This window comes from Neobacillus sp. D3-1R (assembly GCF_052180215.1).
Lineage (GTDB): Bacteria > Bacillota > Bacilli > Bacillales > Cytobacillaceae > Pseudoneobacillus.
The window spans coordinates 3,581,205-3,599,575 of the sequence record NZ_CP197471.1; the positions used below are offsets into that span (position 1 = coordinate 3,581,205).

The following is an 18,371-nucleotide window of genomic DNA, read 5'->3' on the forward strand; positions in this document are numbered from 1 at the left end:
AAGATGAAAAAAACACAGAGGTATTCGCTACCTCTGCGTTCTCCAACCTATTATTTTTCAAGCCATTCGGTATGGAAGGTTCCTTCCTTGTCCACACGTTGGTAAGTATGTGCACCAAAGTAATCCCTTTGTGCTTGCAATAAGTTTGCCGGCAACACCGCTGAACGGTAGCTATCATAATAGAATAGTGCACTAGCTAATCCAGGAGTTGGAATACCTAGCTTCATTGCAGTAGCCACCACTTCACGAGCATCCTCCTGATAGTTATCTACAATGTCCTTAAAGTAAGGATCCAGTAATAAATTTTTAATTTGTGGATCACGATCGTACGCATCTTTAATGTTTTGCAGATAAGCCGCACGAATGATACAGCCGCCTCTAAAAATCATTGCAATTTCACCTGGTTTTAAGTCCCAGCCATATTCTTCAGATGCTAAACGGAATTGGGCAAAACCTTGAGCGTAAGAACAAATTTTACTTAAATACAACGCACGACGGATTTTTTCAATGAACTCTTTCTTATCTCCATCAAACGTTTGTACTTTAGGTCCATTCAACACTTGGCTTGCAGCTACACGTTCCTCTTTCATAGCTGATAAGAAGCGGGAAAATACTGATTCTGTGATAATCGATAAGGGAACTCCTAAATCAAGAGCATCCTTGCTTGTCCACTTTCCAGTCCCTTTTTGGCCTGCTGTATCTAAAATCACTTCGACAAGTGGCTTGCCTGTTTCTTCATCCACTTTAGAGAAAATATCCGCTGTGATTTCAATTAAGTAGCTATCCAATTCCCCTTTGTTCCACTCCGAAAAAATTTCATGAAGCTCCGCGGCATTTAAGCCCAAAGCATTTTTCATAAGGTCATATGCTTCACAAATTAACTGCATATCTCCGTATTCTATTCCATTGTGAACCATCTTCACGTAATGTCCTGAACCTTCAGGACCAATATATGTACAACACGGTTCTCCATTAACTTTAGCTGAAATCGCTTCAAGCATCGGAGCAACCTTATCATAAGCATCCTTTTGTCCACTCGGCATGATGGCTGGTCCTTTTAACGCTCCTTCTTCCCCACCTGAAACACCTGCTCCGATAAAATTAATTCCTTTTTCGGAAAGATACTTATTCCGTCGATTGGTATCTTCGAAATAGCTGTTTCCACCTTCAATTAAAATATCTCCTTTTTCTAGATAAGGAAGTAAGGATTCAATAGCCTTGTCCGTAATGGGGCCGGCATTTACCATTAATAAAATTTTTCGAGGCAGCTCTAAAGAGCCAACAAATTCTTCTACATTCCAGAAGCCCGCAATGTTCTTACCAGCGTGTTCATTTGTAACAGCTTCAACTTTTTCTTGTGAAATATCATAAACGGAAACCGTAAAACCTTTGCTTTCAAAGTTTAGGGCTAAGCTTTTCCCCATTACTCCAACACCAACAACGCCTATTTGTTGCTTCGTCAAAACAATCATCCCTTCGAAATTTTTTTCATATTTTTATTTAGTTTTTGAAAAAATCTTCCCTTTTATTATAATCATGTTTCTTCAGAAGACCAACTGTTTATGAAAAAATATTTTTTTATTTTCAAATTTAGGTTAAAATAATTTTAATGAATCATAGAAAGGAACAAGTTCATGCAAGAGGAATTGACCCAAAATTGTTTGCCGCGTATTCGTTCCTATTATTCACGTTTTAGCGATAAAGAAAAAAGGATCGCCGATTATATTATTTCTAATCCTGAAAAAATCATCCATTCTACTATTAGTCAAGTGGCTGAAGATCTTCATATTGCGGATGCAACCGTCTTTCGTTTTTGTAAACATATTGGCTTTAAAGGCTACCAGGCGATGAAAATTTCATTAGCCTCTGAGCTTGTTAGTCCTATTGTAGATATTCATGAGACGATACAAGAAGGTGACTCAGAAAAGGAAGTGGCACAAAAGGTGTTCCGCTCCAATATTCGGACTCTAGAGGAATCCTTACAGGTTTTAGATGAAGGGAAATTTAAAAAAGCAGTGCAAGCTTTATTAAAGGCAAGAAAAATTGAGTTCTACGGTAATGGCGGTTCCGGCTTTGTTGCTATGGACGCCCATCATAAATTTTTACGAACAGGCTTACAAACAGTAGCCTATAATGATTCTCATATGCAGATTTCTTCTGTATCGCAATTAACCAAAGATGATGTGGTTGTATTAATCTCCCATTCTGGAACAAATAAAGATTTATTAGAGGTTTTAGAAGTAGCTCAAAGAAACCATGTCACAACCATCGGCATCACACACCTGGCTAAAAGCCCATTAAGTAAAAAAGTACATATTCCTCTTTATACCGTGTCAGAAGAGACCGAGTTTCGTTCTGAAGCATTGGCATCCAGAATTGCGCAACTCTCGATCGTAGACGCTTTGTATGTCAATGTGATGATGCAACGAAAAGAAGATTCTGCTAGATCCATCAAAAAAATGCGCGAAGCTATTTCATCTATGAAGATTTAGAGAGGACTGTTTGAATTGAATAAATCGTATGTAATAGGACTTGATATCGGGACAACAAGCGCAAAGTCAGTCTTGTTTGACCGTAATGGAAGCGTTGTCAGTGAACATGAGATCGAATACCCCTTATCACATCCATTTCCTGGATGGGTGGAACAAGATCCTATAGTCATTGAAACAGCTGCCACCCGGGCCATTAAGCTTACCATACAAAAGGGCAAAATTAATCCTAATGAGCTACAAGCCGTAGGGATTTCTTCTGCGATGCATTCCATTATCTGTATAGATCGTGATTTACAGCCCCTATCCCCTTCGATTACTTGGGCTGACGGCAGAAGCTATAAGCAAGCAGAACAATTAAAAAAAGAAAACGGAACAGAAATTTACTTAAAAACGGGAACACCTATCCATCCAATGTCACCATTTGTAAAGCTTCTTTGGATGAAGGAAACCCATTATGAACCTTATAAAAAAGCGTTTAAATTTGTTTCTATTAAAGAGTTTTTACTGGCAAGATGGTTCAACGAATTGGTCGTAGACTATTCTGTTGCCTCTGCTACCGGATTATTTGATATCCATACATTAGACTGGGATGAACAAGCCTTGCAAATGGCAGGCATCTCTCGTGAACAGCTGCCAACGCCGGTGCGTCCTACTCACATTTTAGAAGGTATATCATCTAGAGTCAGTGAAGATATGGGTATTCCTTCTACAACCCCGTTTGTTATCGGCGGCAGTGATGGACCTTTAGCTAATCTTGGAATTGGGGCGATTTCTTCTGAAGATATCGCCATAACCATTGGAACGAGCGGAGCCATTCGCAAAATGGCAGGTCAGCCTAAAACGGATATGAAACAAGAAGTGTTTTGTTATGCCTTTGACCATGATTTATGGGTAACCGGGGGACCGACAAATAACGGCGGTATTGTTTTCCGCTGGTTACGAGAAGTTTTAGGACAACAAGAACTAAACGAAGCCTTGAATTTAGGGAAAGATGCCTATGACCTACTGACAGAACTGGCTAGTCATGTCAATCCAGGTGCCAATGGCCTGCTCTTTTTACCATACTTAAATGGTGAACGCGCACCGCATTGGGATGCGAATGCAAAAGGGGCTTATATTGGACTGTCTCCTTCCCATGAAAAAAGCCATCTGATTCGCGCGGGGCTTGAAGGAGTTATTTTTAACATTTATCAAATTGGAGAAACGCTAGAAAGACTTTCTGGATCATCCAATCGTCTCCTAGCTAGCGGCGGCTTCGCCCGTTCATCTTTATGGCTGCAAATCTTAGCCGATATTTTTGGTAAAAAAGTAGAGGTTCCTTTAAGTCACCAAAGCTCTGCATGGGGTGCCAGCTGGACCGCGCTTTATGCATTAAATGAAGTTCCATCCTTCCAAGCGATACGGGATTATATTCCTATGCAAGACACGTATTTACCAATAGACGCGCATCATCAAAAGTATCAGCAGCTTTACCCGATATTTAAAAATCTTTATGAATCATTAAAACCAAGTTTTCATGCGATATCAGAGTTCCAAAGGAATAACTAAGAAAAGCGAAAGCGCCTTGGTAAGCCCCGACAAGCAAATGTTCTCTCGCGTAAGAAGTCTGAACTTTGACTTCTTACGCGAGAGGTTATTTTGACCAAGGAAGAAGTGACTTTTCTTCTTCCATCGAGGGGCTAGGCAGGAAGAAATGAATTGCTTTCTTCCCTGCTGGAGCTAGACAATTTTCGAAGTCCAAAAAATTTATACTCCCTCATTGAAAAGGGCGGACTAGTGATAATGTCCGCCCTCTTGTTTTTCCCTAAATTGCTTTGGAGTCAACCCCATATATTTTTTAAAAAGATTGGTATAGTAGCTTTGATTACAAAAACCAAATAAATGGGCAATATCGCTTAAGCTTGAAGTCGAATGTAATAAAAAATACTTCGATTCTTCTATTCGCTTCCTCGTAATAAATTCCGTAATCGAAATCCCCACTGACCTTTTAAACACTTTTGATAGATAACCTGGATGAACCCCTACTTCTTCAGCAATTTTATTTAGTGAAAGCTCGTGTAGTATTTCTTTATGGATATAGTAAATCGCCTTATTGACTACAGAGTTATACGTAGGTTTACTCTCATTCTTCAATCGATCTATATAGGAAGAAAGCATTTCAAATTCTAGAGCCCTAAGCTCCTCCCATTGATTTACCTTTTCAATTTGCCTAATGTATACATCACTTAAGTTAAATGCATCCTCAGGTATGACTCCGCCTTTAATAACAGCTCTCGTAAATAAAGTACAGGAGCAAATCATTGAATTCTTAAAAGAACGAATGGGATCATCCGCTAGTTTAGCGCGATCAAGTTGATTGATTTCAAATAAGACCTTTTTCGCTCCCTCTTCATCACATTTCAAAATACAATCCATGAGCTGCTGTTCCAACGTATAGGATGGATGGAAAAATAAATTTTCCTGATTTTGTCGCCTTTCTTCATAAAACTTTTTTATGACGGATGATCTAATGCTTATTTGGTTCATTGTACTCACTTCATTCATAGTTAAATTTTTAACAAAAAGATTAAATTTTTAATATCATTGTAAATATCCTATTACTACAATTCAAGTAAGAAAGTTTTAGGATTTATCGATTAACTTTACATTTACGTGAAAGACTAACGTTGAGGTGTTAACATGACTTGGAAAATTAGCTCAAAGGAATTAGAAGAAAAGAAACTTTTAACAGAAGAAAGTTTATATTTTACTGGGAATGGCTACTTAGGAGTACGCGGAAATTTTGAAGAAGGATTACGCGAAGGAAGCAGTTCCATTAGAGGTACCTACATAAATGCTTTTCACGAAGTCGTTTCTATTGGTTATGGCGAAAAGCTCTATGCTTTTCCAGAAACCCAGCAAAAGCTTGTTAATTTAATTGATTCACAAAGTATAGAGATTTATTTTGGAGAGGAAAGATTTTCTTTATTTGATGGTGAAGTAGTATCCTATGAACGCTCCCTTCACCTTGAAAAAGGTTATACAGAAAGAATCGTTCATTGGCGTTCCAAATCCGGGAAGGAAGTAAAGCTTCATTTTCAAAGACTTGTATCTTTTATAGAAAAAGAAGTGTTTATTCAAAAAATCGTTATTGAGCCCGTGACCTATCATGGCGAAGTTAAGATCGTTTCGACCGTAAATGGAAATGTAACGAACTTTGTTGATCCAAATGACCCTCGTGTTTCTTCAGGGCACGCCAAAAACTTACACGTTATCAATCAATCTCAAAAGGATGGTCTTTCTTATATTGAGGTAGAAACCTTCCGTTCCAAGTTAAAAGCCGCTTGCGGAGTAGCTTATGATGTTCAACCTGTACTGACCCGTCAAGATTCTGAAGGAGAGGGAATCATTACAAGCGAATTTTCCACTCAATTAACAGAGCCGATTACTTTTGAAAAAAGAAGCCATTTTGTTGATTCATTACGTCATGGAACGGATTTAGAGAAAACACTTAAAGAGCTGGTCAGTCGTTTGGGAAATGAGAACTTTGATTCATTATTAGAAAAGCAGACAGGCTATTTGAGTAGTTTTTGGAAGAATGCGGATATTCAAATCAAAGGGGATGACGCCTTACAAGAAGGCGTTCGTTTCAATCTTTATCACCTCTTACAATCAGCTGGACAAGATAAATTTTCCAATATTGCGGCGAAAGGTTTGTCAGGTGAAGGATATGAAGGACATTATTTCTGGGATACCGAAATTTACATGAACCCTGTTTTTTTAATGACAAACCCAGAAATTACGAAACAATTGCTAATTTACCGTTATTCTATTCTAGATGGTGCAAGACAACGTGCCAAAGAGATGGGCCATAAACAAGGTGCCTTATTCCCATGGCGAACCATAGCGGGTACAGAGTGTTCCCCATACTTCCCGGCAGGAACGGCACAATACCATATTAGTGCCGACATTGCCTATAGCTTTATCCAGTATTTTATGGTCACAAATGATAGAGAATTTTTAAAAGCATACGCAGCTGAAGTGCTGTTTGAAACGGCTCGTTTATGGCTAGAGGTGGGACATTTCAAAGGAGATACCTTCCGAATTGATGCCGTAACGGGACCTGATGAGTACACCTGTATCGTGAACAATAACTACTATACCAATGCCATGGCCAAGCATAACTTGAAATGGGCGGAAAGAACCTATCAGTTATTGAAAAAAGAAGATCCAGAGGTTTTGAGTGGGCTTGTTGAGAAAATTCAGCTTGATGATACGGAAGTCAGCAAGTGGCTTGATGCTGCTAATAAAATGTATCTTCCATATGATGAGGCATTAAAGCTAAACCCACAGGATGATACATTCTTGGAAAAGGACGTATGGGATTTTGAAAACACGCCAGAGGACAAATATCCTTTATTACTACATTACCATCCATTAACACTTTATCGTTATCAGGTCTGTAAACAAGCAGACACGATTTTAGCCCATTTCTTATTAGAAGATGAACAAAGCTTTGAAACGATGAGAAACTCATATGACTACTATGAAAAAGTAACCACACATGACTCATCCTTATCTTCCTGCGTGTTCAGTATTATGGCTTCGAAGCTTGGATATGAGGAGAAGGCATATGATTACTTTATTGAGACCGCAAGAATGGATCTAGACAATACCCATGGCAATACAAAAGACGGTCTTCACATGGCTAATATGGGTGGCACCTGGATGGCGATTATTTTTGGATTTGGCGGGTTACGTATTAAGGATAACGGTCTAAATCTTCAGCCTGCTCTTCCTAAGCAATGGGAGGGATATACATTTAGACTGCAGTACCAAGGCAGAGAATTACAAGTTGAAGTTTCGATGGATGGTTCAGTGATAAGCCTGTTGGCAGGGGACGAGTTGGAGCTCTATGTAGGCGGAGAGAAGTATTTTGTTTCCAAAGAGAAACCTGTGGTTGTGAAAAAATAATAATTGTGGGAGCTCTTTTGAGTCGTGGGTATTTTTTGAAATTCGAGCATTTCTCTCTAGAAGTCGAGCATATTTTTTAAAACTCGAGCATTTCTCTCTAAAAGTCGAGCATATTTTTTCAAACTCGAGCATTTCTCTATAGAAGTCGAGCATATTTTTTGAAATTCGAGCATTTCTCTCTAGAAGTCGAGCATATTTTTTAAAACTCGAGCATTTCTCTCAATGAGTCATGCATATTTCCTGTATCTCGAGCATCATATCTTTTAAAAAGTGGTTTCAGCAGTAAAAATCTAGCAAAATTCTCTAAAATTCGATCAAAATTTTAGCATAAATGGTTATTTCCATAAAAAAAACTTTAAAAAAGGTGTCCCGAGCAAATTACCTCGGGACACCTTTTTCTTATTTCTCTTGATGCATTTTTACAATCTCACCAAACGATAATTTATCTGTTGATGGATAAACGAGATCCGCTTTTGCAAGCGTTTCTGCACTGCCGACTCCAACTGCAAACATTCCAGCATCTTTAATGGAATCAACGCCAGCTGCTGCATCTTCAATACCGATACACGCATTAGCATCCACGTTTAATAGCTTTGCTGCTGTCAAAAAGATTTCCGGATCGGGCTTCCCTCTAACAATGGTTGCAGCATCGACAATGACATCAAATTCACTTTTCAATTCTAATGACTCCATTACGGCAAAAGCATTTTTACTAACAGAAGCTAACCCAAGCTTATAGCCCGCAGCCTTCACCTCTGCTAAAAGCTCCTTGATTCCAGGGAGAATATCTTTTGGCGTGATATTAGCAATTAATTGAACGTAGTGCTCATTCTTTTTAGTCGCCAACGCTTCCTTTTCGTCTTGTGAAAAATCATTTTGACGATTTCCTAAGGTAAGAATTTTTTCAAGGGAATCCATTCGTGATACCCCTTTTAATTCTTCATTAAATTCGCGGGTAAAAGGAATGCCTAATTCTTCACCAAGCTTTTTCCAAGCAAGATAATGATATTCTGCTGTGTCGGTAATTACTCCATCTAAATCAAAAATAAAGGCTTGCAATGGTTTAGACATGTTGTCCTCCTTCAAATCTTACTTTTTCAAAGCTACTTGAATTTCTCCGTTTTCTCCAAGCTGAACTTCTTCCCCATATAATTTTAATGTTAGGTTCGGACCCACTTGAGAAATAAGGACATTCTCTTTATTAACATCGATTTTTAATTGATGCTCACGATAGACAATTTTAAAGGTATAACGATCCCATGTGCTTGGAATAAATGGAGCAAATGACAATGATTCATTCGCTGTTCTCATTCCTGCAAATCCTTGAACAATAGCTAACCAAGAACCTGTCATACTCGTGATATGCAGTCCATCTTCTGTATCGTTATTATAATTATCTAAGTCTAGACGAGCTGTACGATTGTACATTTCATACGCTTTTTCTTCCATCCCTAATTCAGATGCTAAGATAGAGTGAATACATGGCGATAAGGATGATTCATGCACGGTCATCGGCTCATAAAATTCGAAGTTACGGCGTTTTTGCTCAATTGTGTATTCATGATTTAAGAAATATAAACCTTGAAGCACATCTGCTTGTTTAATAAAGCAGCTTCTTAAAATCTTATCCCAAGACCATTTTTGATTTAATGGACGGTCCTCAGGACTCAAATCTACAGCAGGCATTAAATCCTTATCAAGGAATGTATCATGTTGAACGAAGACGCCTAGTTCTTCATCATAAGGGAAATACATTTTTTCAATGATTTCTTTCCATTTATTTTGCTCATCTTCCGTTAGATTCAGACCAACAACTCTTTCTTCGTGTCCATTTTTCAGAAGATCATCAATAACCTCTAATGTGTAGGTTAACGTCCAAACGGCAATACGATTTGTATACCAGTTGTTGTTCACATTGTTTTCATATTCATTTGGTCCTGTTACCCCATGTATCATATATTGATCTTTTTTCTTATTGTAATGAACTCGGTCTGCCCAGAAGCGAGAAATTCCAGTCAAGACATCAATTCCATATTCATGGAGATAGTTGCGATCCCCTGTATAGTTCACATAGTTATAGACGGCATAGGCAATGGCCCCGTTTCTGTGAATCTCTTCAAAGGTAATCTCCCATTCATTGTGACATTCGATTCCCGTAAAGGTTACCATTGGATAAAGGGAACCCTTTAATCCTTGTTGGCGGGCATTATGGTAAGCACCATCTAACTGATTATGACGGTATACACAAAGATTTCTTGCTACTTCAGGACTTGCTGTTGATAAATATAGAGGAATGGCATATGCTTCTGTATCCCAATACGTTGCTCCACCATATTTTTCACCTGTAAAGCCTTTAGGACCAATATTTAAGCGGGCATCCTCACCATAATACGTACTAAATAATTGGAATAAGTTAAAACGGATTCCTTGCTGAGCTTCCGCATCACCTTGAATTTCGACATCAGCCATTTCCCAACGCTTTAACCAACCATTTTTATGCTCAGCCAAATTCAATTCGAATCCTACTTCTACCGCTTTTGCTAAAACTTCCTGTCCCTTTGAAAGAAGTTGAGCCGCTTCATAATCACGGTCTGTTGTGACAGCCACATATTTTTCAAGGCTAACAGCCTGACCCTTATCTGCTTTAAGAACGATTGTATTGTCTACATATTCTTCTTTTTGGCTAGCAGTAATTGATAATACTTCTCCCTCAACGACCACTTGCATTTGAACAGCTGTTTGGAAAGTAGGCGTTCCAAAAGGATTATCCTTTGTTCTCATGACTAAACTACCTTTATAATCGCTTACTTCATGGGAAACTTCCTTCCAAAAATCTTCGTCATAATTGGAGTCTTCGTTGCGGATATCTCCATCCAAATATGGAATAAAGGTAATGTTACCTTCATAATTAACCGGTGTTACTTTATATTGAATAACAGCTAATTCCTTGTTGGCCACAGACAAGAAACGAATCACTTCAACCTTCGTTACCTTTTCCCCATGTTCAACTGTAAAGCGACGTGTCAGAACTCCAAGCTGCATATCTAACTCGCGATAGAAATCGGTTACATTATTTTGAAAAAGGTCAATCTCCTCTTCCTCAACAAACACTCGAATTCCAATATAATTAGTGGAGTTTATCACTTTTCCAAAGTATTCAGGGTATCCGTTTTTCCACCAGCCTACACGAGTCTTGTCTGGAAACCATACTCCAGCAATATAGGAACCACGATGGAAATCACCTGAATAATTTTCTTCAAAGTTTCCACGCATCCCCATATGACCATTACCAAGGCTCATCATACTTTCAGCAAGACGGAAATCTTCCTTATGAAGTTGGGTTTCAACTATCTTCCATTGATCGATTTCAAATAATCTTTTCATATTAGTCACCCTTTTTAATATTTGTGCAAACGTTTTCGCAAAATGGCAAAAAAATAAGTACGTACCTCTATTATAATGAATAATTTCCAAATTGTAAGGAATAATTTTAAAAAGTTTATGAACATCATAGAAAAGCGGAAGTGCCTCAAAAAGCCCAAAGCCGAGTGTTTTTAAAACGCTTCCTTAACAGTCCGATAACATACCATTTTAGCGGATGATTGTTTTTAGAGGATTATCGGACTAGAGATCCGCTATTTCATAAAAATATGCCTTTTGCAGAAGAAATATAGTGAATAACGGCATCTGAGTCAGCTAAATCAGTAAAAACCGCCTATTTTAGGGAAATAACGGATTCTCTGTCCAATAAATAAAAATCCACACTAATCATAAACATAGCCTTTCATTTAAATGAAGGCAGCCTATATAGTGCTGCCCTCATTTATTGCTTTACTTTTCTTTCTTTTTAAGTGAAATTTCTCCACAAGCAATGCGGGTCCCTGCCTCACCTGAAGGCTGGGTCATCCCATCATCTTTTGCTTCATGAATCACAATAGATGTGCCATTTTTAGGCAATAGTGATGTCTTTCCCTCTTTTAATGTAACCTGAGGGGCCATCAACTTTGCTTTAACCGATCCGTCCTCGCCAACGATTAGATTAGGCAAGTCTCCTGCATGGGCACCTTCTGGATGTAAAAGTCCATGCTTTTTACTATCAGGGTTTAAATGATCTCCTGCTGATTTAAAATCTGGAGCTTTACATACACCTTTATTATGGATATGGATGGCATGTTCGCCTTGTGGCAGACCTTCTAAATTAATATCTAATTCTACACCCTTAGATTGCTCCTGTAGTTTAATGGTTCCTAAGGAGTCACCATCTGGATTATACATTTCCACATCCATTTGTTTAGGATTTTCTTCTGTACAGCCAGCCAAAACGAGCAATAGGAATAAAATCCATCCTTTCCGCATTTACATACCCTCCAAAAAGACAATTTGTGCCTAGTATGTCCGATTGGATAGGATTATATTCTCATTCCACTCATTAATTTAACACCGCTATTCTTGATTTGTATTTTTCGTTCTTTCCTGCTGCATGATTTTTTCTTCGAGTTCCTTCGTCTTTAATGCCTCTTTTTTAGAGTGATTAATAATCAGTTTCATTGTTATGATGGCGCCTATTAAAAAGATAACACTTGTGATACCCGCTGGTATATACTCTGATTTGTCCTCAGGAAAATATAAAAATAATGATAATACATAGTTCATAATCATCGAAAAGCTTCCTTTCAATCTTGGATTAACTCCATTTATTATATCAATGTTTGATAAAAAATAAATCGAAAAAGCCACCCAGCACTAACCGGATGACTTAATCGATTTATTTTAAAACTTTAACGGATTTAATCACGACATCTTTTGCAGGTTTATCATTTTCAACTGTTTCTACATTTGCAATACTGTCGACAATATCCATTCCTTCAACGACTTGACCAAAAATCGTATGACGGAAATCTAGCCATGGTGTTCCCCCATTTTCATCATAGGCCTTAATGATATCTTCTGGGTATTTTGCCTGCTTCATCTGGTCGGTCATGCCCTCACCCAGCTTTGTATTTTGTACGATGAAAAATTGGCTTCCATTCGTGTTTGGACCTGAATTTGCCATGGATAAGGCTCCTCGCAAATTAAAGAGCTTGTCCGAAAATTCATCTTCAAACGGCTGTCCGTAAATACTTTCTCCACCCATACCTGTACCTTGAGGGTCTCCGCCTTGAATCATAAAATCCTTAATAACACGATGAAAAATTAAGCCATCGAAATAACCTTCTTCACTATGTTTAATAAAATTTTCTACGGCCTTTGGAGCCATTTCAGGGAATAATTTTATTTTAATGCTTCCCATGGAAGTATTCATTTCGACTAATCTTTCATTCTCTTGTACTTCTGTTGTTAACTGTGGATAGCCGTCAACTGCAGCGGCTTGCTCCCCTTCTTTTTTCTCAGTGGTTTGTTCAGTATTTGATTTTTTCTCATTTTTACTAGCATTTTCTTTTTCAGAATTTGTCCCACAAGCGGTTAATGTTAACAATACCGCGATAATGACTGTTATTAATTTTAATTTCATATTATTTCATCCCTCCATTTTTTTACTTTAACCGATTTTTATCAATTTTGCACTTGGTTTTTGTTAAGTAAATGCTCATAATGATAATACAACTAGAATCTTCCAAACGAAGATTTTTTTAGGCTCTTTCTGAAACTTTGTTGCTTTTCTAGCTAATAAATAGGCATTTTACCACATATGGTGTCTAACTCTTATGAAAATGAAGAAAAGAGCTGAGCACTTATAAAGAGTGCCTTAAAACCACAATCTATACGAAAACAGCTTTTTTTAAAAGGAGGAATCTAAAAAATGACTGAATTACATATAGGAGATTATGTTACAGGTATTTATAAGACGGGGAAATATATTGGCGAAATTACCGATATCCGCCCTGAACACTATCTTGTTAGAACATTAGCGGTTTTGAAGCATCCGATGCAGGGAGACCTGCATAATCCAAAAGAAGTAGGATTCGGATTTTTTCATGAACGAAAAGCATTGTCCTTTAGGGAACAAGCCAATATCCCTAAGAAAATGGTTAAAGCCTTTGAGGAGCCAATTCCAACTTATGAAGAATCCCTAAAGGTTTCCATTGAAAAATTAAGAGGCGAACTCGAAAATGATGATTCAGAGTGGGCACAATTAAGCTTAAAGAATATTGAAATACTAGAAAAAGAGTATTTTAAAAATAGTTAATACAACAACAAAGCCAAATCACTTTATAGGTGATTTGGCTTTTTATGCAAATTTATTTAATAGCTTTGAAAAATCAACCCGATCACCAATCGTAGTTGGTTCCGGTTTTTCCAGATAACGCTTATCCTTTTCTACCAATTTAAAAATATTATAGGTAGTTAAGGCATCATCAAGGGCACGATGATGTTTACCAGTCCCTTCTTTTCCATACTCTTGTACCGCTTTCCATAAGCCTGTTTGATTCTGGTCTCCGAAAAACCGTTTGTATTCCATGGAGAGATCAATTTCTTTCGACAAGAATGGAAACGTAAGATTGGCTTTCTCACAGTTAATTCTAAGGACTCTCATATCCATATTTCCCCAAGTAACCACTGAAGTTTTCGCTTTCTTCTGATACTCTTGCAATTTTTGAACGAGACTAACAAATGGCATCCCTTCATCCACTTGTTGTTGTGAAATATTTAAAAAAGATTTACAGCGCTCCGTTAAAATGGGGAATCGAATTGGAGTAACAAAAGATGAAAATTGATCAGTGACTCTACCATCCTGTACGACTACAATTCCGGCTTCAATGATTTCAGGGTAAAAGTCTGGATTCTTTTTATTTTTTTCTGGCATCGTAAATTCAAAATCAATAAATAAATGTTGTAGTTGTACTTCCATTTAATCACCTACCTTCTGCTTCAATTTCATTTCACATTTTTCTTCTATTATAACACGAAAAAATGTTAAATTTTTTAACTTTTCTGCGTTTTTTAAACTTATTTTTCAAACCCTATTATCTAAAAACAATCGACATTAAAATTTCTTTATAATCGTTGGATTAGGTCGATATAATAGGTATCCGTTTTAACCAGAGGTGACAATAGATTGAGGCATTTTACCGGATATTTTATCGTTTTACTACTTTTTCCAATACTACTGTTGTTAATAAAGCTTACAACAGTGGAAGCAAATGAAAGTGAAAGCTTCCATTCCTTTCTAGATAAACATATTCAGTTAGATAAAAGTCTCGAACAAAATAGTTATATAGTTGATAAAAATGGCACCATTGTAGATGAATGGATTGGAAATGAAAATCGAATTTACCAACCTATTTCTGGTTTTACCCCCTTCACGAAAAACTTATTTCTTCAATCTGAAGACAAACGTTTTTATCAACATAAAGGGTTTGACCTTCAAGCCATAAGCCGGGCACTATCTATGAATATAAAAGACAAAGACATTACTGAAGGGGCAAGCACCATCACTCAACAAACGGCACGAAATCTCTACTTGAACCATGAAAAGTCATATAACCGTAAGCTTTCCGAGCTGCTTTATGCTTATCAAATGGAACGCAAACTATCAAAAGATCAGATACTGGAATTATATTTAAACGCTATTTATTTTCAGCATGGTGTATACGGAATGGAGTCAGCAGCAAGATATTATTTTAACAAACCAGTAAGAAAGCTTTCTCTCGGTGAGCAAGCATTTCTCGCTGCCATTCCTAACAATCCCACTTTGTATGATCCACTAAAACATTTTGATTTTACAAAAGAAAGACAAGAACGGTTGATTGATCAACTTGTAGTGGACCATCAATTAAACGTAGCAGAGGCAAACGAAATCAAAAAGGAATCTATTTACTTAAAAGTAAAGGAAAAACCGCATGATTATCCTGACTATACCAACTACGTGAAGGCAGAGTTAACCGAGCTTATTGCTGACAATGAGGGTTTTAATGAAAAAATAACAAACGCATCTCAAACAGAAAAGGAAAAACTTCAAAACGAATTGGAAGAAAAAGTTCAACATACCCTAAGCCAAGGAGTCATTATTCATACTGCTCTGGATCCAAAGATTCAACAAAGAGCAAAGGAAGCTGTCCAAAAGCATTTACCATATAAAGGAATTGAGGGTGCTGTATCCATTATCGACAATAAACAGTTCTCTATTATTGGTTTAGTTGCCGGGAAAAATTATCAAAGCGACGATTTCAATCGGTCCTATCAGGCTTATCGCCAGCCAGGTTCATCCATCAAGCCTTTACTTGTATACGCACCTTATTTAGATCAACCCAATACGTCCATTACGAAACTCGTAAATGGTGCTGCGTTTTGCAAACAAGGGTATTGTCCGGAAAATTATGGTGGTGTGCAATATGGCATGGTTTCTATAGAAAATGCCTTTATACATTCTTATAATACCCCTGCTGTTCGTTTACTCGATCAGATGGGAATTCAGCAAGGCTTTTCCTACTTGGAAAAGTTCCATTTTAAAAAGATTTCCAAGCAAGACTATCGTTTGGCAGCTGCCATTGGCGGCTTTACTTACGGAATGTCTCCACTTGAGCTGGCAGGGGCCTACACCACCTTTGCAAATGAAGGTAACTATAAACAACCACATGCCATTCTAAAAGTGACTGACTTAAAGGGGAATATCATCTATCAATGGAAGGATACACCTGTTCAGGTTTATAAACCTGAAACGGTTATGAAAGTGCGTGAACTTCTCAAAAAAACGGTTACCTCTGGTACAGCAAGAAAAGCTTATATTGATAACAGCTATGCAGGCGGGAAAACAGGAACAACGAATGATTATAAAGATTACTGGTTTATTGGTCTAACAGATAGACTAACAGCTTCTGTTTGGGTAGGAAAAGATCAGCCAGAAGATATCGAGAACATCGAAAAAGCCTCTCCTCAACTGCTCATATGGCGGGATATTATGAAATAGAAAAGCGCAAGCGCCTTGGTTTGCCCCGACAAGCAAATGTTCTCTAGCGTATGAAGTCTGAACTTTGACTTCATACGCTAGAGAACATTTTGACCAAGGAAGAAGTGATTTTTCTTCTTCCATCGAGGGGCTAGGCGCTGGAGCTAGACAATTTTCGAAGGCTTGAAAAGTTGACCTTGTTACCTTAGATAAAAAAAAGCAACGGAGCAGGACCGTTGCTTTTTCTTATCTATTTAATTAAGCTGCACTTTTAAAAGATGTTTGTCTAGTTATCCAAGTATTTAATCGTGTAAATATCAGAAAGAATACGATGGACATAAACAAACCTTTTAATATATTGAATGGCAAAATTCCTGTAACGATCAGCGTACGCATTTCTGGAGTAGACATCGCTGGGAAATGTAAGAAATACGTATAAGCTGGTAATATGATAAAGTAGTTCAACACACTCATCACCACAGCCATCGCAATTGTTCCAAAAATTAAGCCAAAGGTCATGCCTTTCTTGGTTTTAAGCTTATTATAAACATAATAAGTTGGCAAAATATAAAGAATGCCTGCTACAAAGTTAGCGATATGACCGACAGGGACTCCGGTTGCACTCCCTGTCATAAAGTAATTAAGGATATTTTTAATTAATTCCACTAAAATACCCGCTACTGGTCCAAAGATTAACGCAGCAATTAATGCAGGAATATCGCTGAAATCAATCAATAAAAATGATGGTAATAGCGGCAGTGGAAAGTTCAGCAGCATTAATAGATAAGAAATACTGCTAAGCATTCCGATGGATACTAAAGCTTTGACATTCAATTTTTTCATGTTCCTCTCTCCTTGTAGGACTATCTCTCCTATCGAAGAAAGGTTCGGCAAAAGCAAGTTTGTAATAAAAAACCCCCAAGCTAGACACTTGAGGGAGAATTACAAAGGCATGCTTAATTAAACGTTCAATACCTGCATTTTTTGAACGTCCGCAGAACCTCCATCTTCTCCCATCCAGACTGTACTGTCGGCTTTGGAATCGCACCAAATCCTGCCCAATAAATATGTAAATCCCAAAAGAGCATTTACACTCAGGCTCGCGGGCTTAGAGAAAAAACTCATCACCGCCGGTCGGGAATTTCACCCTGCCCCGAAGATAGACCGTATTTTTTTATACCAATCTATTATACTTAAAAAAGGGCTAAAATGAAAAGGAATAAATATTGAACAAAAAACTGTACCGATACAAAAACAGGTACAGTTTTTTAAATTTCTATTTAATTAAATGGGTAAGCTAGCCAAAATACTGTTGTATACTTTGATGGCAATATAGCCAACCCCAACTAATAAGGTTGCCCATACAATGACTTGGAAAAAGATGACCCCGATAATTCCGCTTATTGTTAATTCTCCGCTCACTTTATGGACAAAATAAATAAAGTAACTAATGGTGGCAATCAAAAAGACAACTAAAACTGCCAATATGCTATAAAAGCTAATGAGTAGGGCAAACGCTCCGGCAAAAAAATAAATTCCCGATCCAGAACGGATTTTCGTTAAGCTTTGCCCTTCGGTTTCCTTTGAAAAAAACAAAAGGCTGAGTTCATTAATCGTATCTGCTATTATTTTTAACGCGGAGTATACCATGAAAAATGCAATAGTTAATAACGCCAAAAGTGCAAGTTTAATTCCGCCATCCGTAAAAAATTCAAGCATACCTGCATATATACCAATATTCTTTATAAAAGGGATCATCATTTTAAATTCAAAACTGATGGAAAAGGATAAACTAAATAATAATAAAGATATTAAAGGAAAATAACTAGTTAAATAGGTGTTTTTTATCATTTTAAATACTCCGTTACTAAAATAAGGTTTAATCTATTGAGTTTCAAACATCATTATCAAAGATTTTCCTCTTATACACAAGCAAATTAATAAAGTTAATATTTACCAAATATTCAGTTTAATCAACCTACTTTAATGCAACTAAGGTCGATTTCGTGTATAATTAGGGAGTAGAAATAATAATAAGG

15 protein-coding genes and 1 riboswitch are annotated in these 18,371 nt (G+C 37.3%); of the genes, 5 read left to right on the forward strand and 10 right to left on the reverse strand.

Going from position 1 to position 18,371, the window contains the following annotated elements; translation table 11 throughout:
• Window positions 1-50: 50 nt before the first annotated feature.
• Window positions 51-1,463 carry an NADP-dependent phosphogluconate dehydrogenase gene (gene gndA / locus ACSBPO_RS18420; protein WP_442595842.1) on the reverse strand — a complete coding sequence of 471 codons (1,413 nt, stop codon included), beginning with the start codon at window positions 1,461-1,463 and terminating at the stop codon, window positions 51-53.
• A gap of 171 nt (window positions 1,464-1,634) precedes the next feature.
• On the opposite strand from gndA, the gene ACSBPO_RS18425 reads away from it, so the two are divergent.
• The gene (locus ACSBPO_RS18425) at window positions 1,635-2,492 is read left to right on the forward strand and encodes a MurR/RpiR family transcriptional regulator (protein WP_442595844.1); all 858 of its coding nucleotides are present in this window, start codon (window positions 1,635-1,637) and stop codon (window positions 2,490-2,492) included.
• 15 nt (window positions 2,493-2,507) lie between these two features.
• Window positions 2,508-4,040, forward strand: coding sequence for a gluconokinase (locus ACSBPO_RS18430; RefSeq protein WP_442595846.1), 1,533 nt, complete (start codon window positions 2,508-2,510; stop codon window positions 4,038-4,040).
• A gap of 225 nt (window positions 4,041-4,265) precedes the next feature.
• On the opposite strand, the gene ACSBPO_RS18435 is transcribed toward ACSBPO_RS18430, so the two are convergent.
• On the reverse strand, window positions 4,266-5,018 hold the full coding sequence (locus ACSBPO_RS18435) for a helix-turn-helix domain-containing protein (RefSeq protein ID WP_442595848.1): 753 nt from the start codon (window positions 5,016-5,018) through the stop codon (window positions 4,266-4,268).
• 153 nt (window positions 5,019-5,171) lie between these two features.
• Between ACSBPO_RS18435 and ACSBPO_RS18440 the strand changes: the two genes are divergently transcribed.
• Entirely contained in the window at window positions 5,172-7,445 is a 2,274-nt protein-coding gene (locus tag ACSBPO_RS18440; RefSeq protein WP_442595850.1) for a glycoside hydrolase family 65 protein, read from the forward strand.
• 399 nt (window positions 7,446-7,844) lie between these two features.
• Here the strand turns inward: ACSBPO_RS18440 and pgmB are convergent, their stop codons facing one another.
• The 5 genes from pgmB to ACSBPO_RS18465 form a co-directional block, all read right to left on the reverse strand.
• Complete coding sequence (gene pgmB, locus ACSBPO_RS18445) at window positions 7,845-8,516, reverse strand: beta-phosphoglucomutase (protein ID WP_442595852.1); 672 nt, start codon at window positions 8,514-8,516, stop codon at window positions 7,845-7,847.
• A gap of 18 nt (window positions 8,517-8,534) precedes the next feature.
• Window positions 8,535-10,829 carry a glycoside hydrolase family 65 protein gene (locus ACSBPO_RS18450; protein ID WP_442595854.1) on the reverse strand — a complete coding sequence of 765 codons (2,295 nt, stop codon included), beginning with the start codon at window positions 10,827-10,829 and terminating at the stop codon, window positions 8,535-8,537.
• A 447-nt stretch (window positions 10,830-11,276) separates the two neighbouring features.
• Entirely contained in the window at window positions 11,277-11,801 is a 525-nt protein-coding gene (locus ACSBPO_RS18455) for a superoxide dismutase family protein (RefSeq protein WP_442595856.1), read from the reverse strand.
• Window positions 11,802-11,888: 87 nt separating this feature from the next.
• Window positions 11,889-12,104: a hypothetical protein gene (locus ACSBPO_RS18460; protein ID WP_442595858.1), complete on the reverse strand. Its 216-nt coding sequence runs from the start codon at window positions 12,102-12,104 to the stop codon at window positions 11,889-11,891.
• Window positions 12,105-12,210: 106 nt separating this feature from the next.
• On the reverse strand, window positions 12,211-12,957 hold the full coding sequence (locus ACSBPO_RS18465) for a peptidylprolyl isomerase (RefSeq protein ID WP_442595860.1): 747 nt from the start codon (window positions 12,955-12,957) through the stop codon (window positions 12,211-12,213).
• 288 nt (window positions 12,958-13,245) lie between these two features.
• On the opposite strand from ACSBPO_RS18465, the gene ACSBPO_RS18470 reads away from it, so the two are divergent.
• The gene (locus ACSBPO_RS18470) at window positions 13,246-13,632 is read left to right on the forward strand and encodes a kinase-associated lipoprotein B (protein ID WP_442595862.1); all 387 of its coding nucleotides are present in this window, start codon (window positions 13,246-13,248) and stop codon (window positions 13,630-13,632) included.
• Window positions 13,633-13,674: 42 nt separating this feature from the next.
• On the opposite strand, the gene kapD is transcribed toward ACSBPO_RS18470, so the two are convergent.
• Window positions 13,675-14,295, reverse strand: coding sequence for a 3'-5' exonuclease KapD (gene kapD, locus ACSBPO_RS18475; protein WP_442595864.1), 621 nt, complete (start codon window positions 14,293-14,295; stop codon window positions 13,675-13,677).
• A 207-nt stretch (window positions 14,296-14,502) separates the two neighbouring features.
• Between kapD and ACSBPO_RS18480 the strand changes: the two genes are divergently transcribed.
• On the forward strand, window positions 14,503-16,353 hold the full coding sequence (locus ACSBPO_RS18480) for a transglycosylase domain-containing protein (protein ID WP_442595866.1): 1,851 nt from the start codon (window positions 14,503-14,505) through the stop codon (window positions 16,351-16,353).
• A 237-nt stretch (window positions 16,354-16,590) separates the two neighbouring features.
• Here ACSBPO_RS18480 and ACSBPO_RS18485 read toward each other — a convergent pair whose 3' ends face one another.
• Both ACSBPO_RS18485 and ACSBPO_RS18490 read right to left on the reverse strand, forming a co-directional pair.
• On the reverse strand, window positions 16,591-17,175 hold the full coding sequence (locus tag ACSBPO_RS18485; RefSeq protein ID WP_442595868.1) for an ECF transporter S component: 585 nt from the start codon (window positions 17,173-17,175) through the stop codon (window positions 16,591-16,593).
• Window positions 17,176-17,333: 158 nt separating this feature from the next.
• Window positions 17,334-17,497: riboswitch (FMN riboswitch) on the reverse strand.
• 119 nt (window positions 17,498-17,616) lie between these two features.
• Window positions 17,617-18,183 carry a DUF5366 family protein gene (locus tag ACSBPO_RS18490; RefSeq protein WP_442595870.1) on the reverse strand — a complete coding sequence of 189 codons (567 nt, stop codon included), beginning with the start codon at window positions 18,181-18,183 and terminating at the stop codon, window positions 17,617-17,619.
• Window positions 18,184-18,371: the final 188 nt, after the last annotated feature.

What these genes read in the sequence shown, in the direction of transcription:
- ACSBPO_RS18440 (WP_442595850.1), top strand. Translation starts at nt 5,172, where the DNA reads ATGACTTGGAAAATTAGCTCAAAGGAATTAGAAGAAAAGAAACTTTTA.
- pgmB (WP_442595852.1), bottom strand. Translation starts at nt 8,516, where the DNA reads ATGTCTAAACCATTGCAAGCCTTTATTTTTGATTTAGATGGAGTAATT.
- ACSBPO_RS18465 (WP_442595860.1), bottom strand. Translation starts at nt 12,957, where the DNA reads ATGAAATTAAAATTAATAACAGTCATTATCGCGGTATTGTTAACATTA.
- kapD (WP_442595864.1), bottom strand. Translation starts at nt 14,295, where the DNA reads ATGGAAGTACAACTACAACATTTATTTATTGATTTTGAATTTACGATG.
- ACSBPO_RS18490 (WP_442595870.1), bottom strand. Translation starts at nt 18,183, where the DNA reads ATGATAAAAAACACCTATTTAACTAGTTATTTTCCTTTAATATCTTTA.
- ACSBPO_RS18450 (WP_442595854.1), bottom strand. Translation starts at nt 10,829, where the DNA reads ATGAAAAGATTATTTGAAATCGATCAATGGAAGATAGTTGAAACCCAA.
- ACSBPO_RS18435 (WP_442595848.1), bottom strand. Translation starts at nt 5,018, where the DNA reads ATGAACCAAATAAGCATTAGATCATCCGTCATAAAAAAGTTTTATGAA.
- ACSBPO_RS18455 (WP_442595856.1), bottom strand. Translation starts at nt 11,801, where the DNA reads ATGCGGAAAGGATGGATTTTATTCCTATTGCTCGTTTTGGCTGGCTGT.
- ACSBPO_RS18425 (WP_442595844.1), top strand. Translation starts at nt 1,635, where the DNA reads ATGCAAGAGGAATTGACCCAAAATTGTTTGCCGCGTATTCGTTCCTAT.
- ACSBPO_RS18470 (WP_442595862.1), top strand. Translation starts at nt 13,246, where the DNA reads ATGACTGAATTACATATAGGAGATTATGTTACAGGTATTTATAAGACG.
- ACSBPO_RS18460 (WP_442595858.1), bottom strand. Translation starts at nt 12,104, where the DNA reads ATGATTATGAACTATGTATTATCATTATTTTTATATTTTCCTGAGGAC.
- ACSBPO_RS18485 (WP_442595868.1), bottom strand. Translation starts at nt 17,175, where the DNA reads ATGAAAAAATTGAATGTCAAAGCTTTAGTATCCATCGGAATGCTTAGC.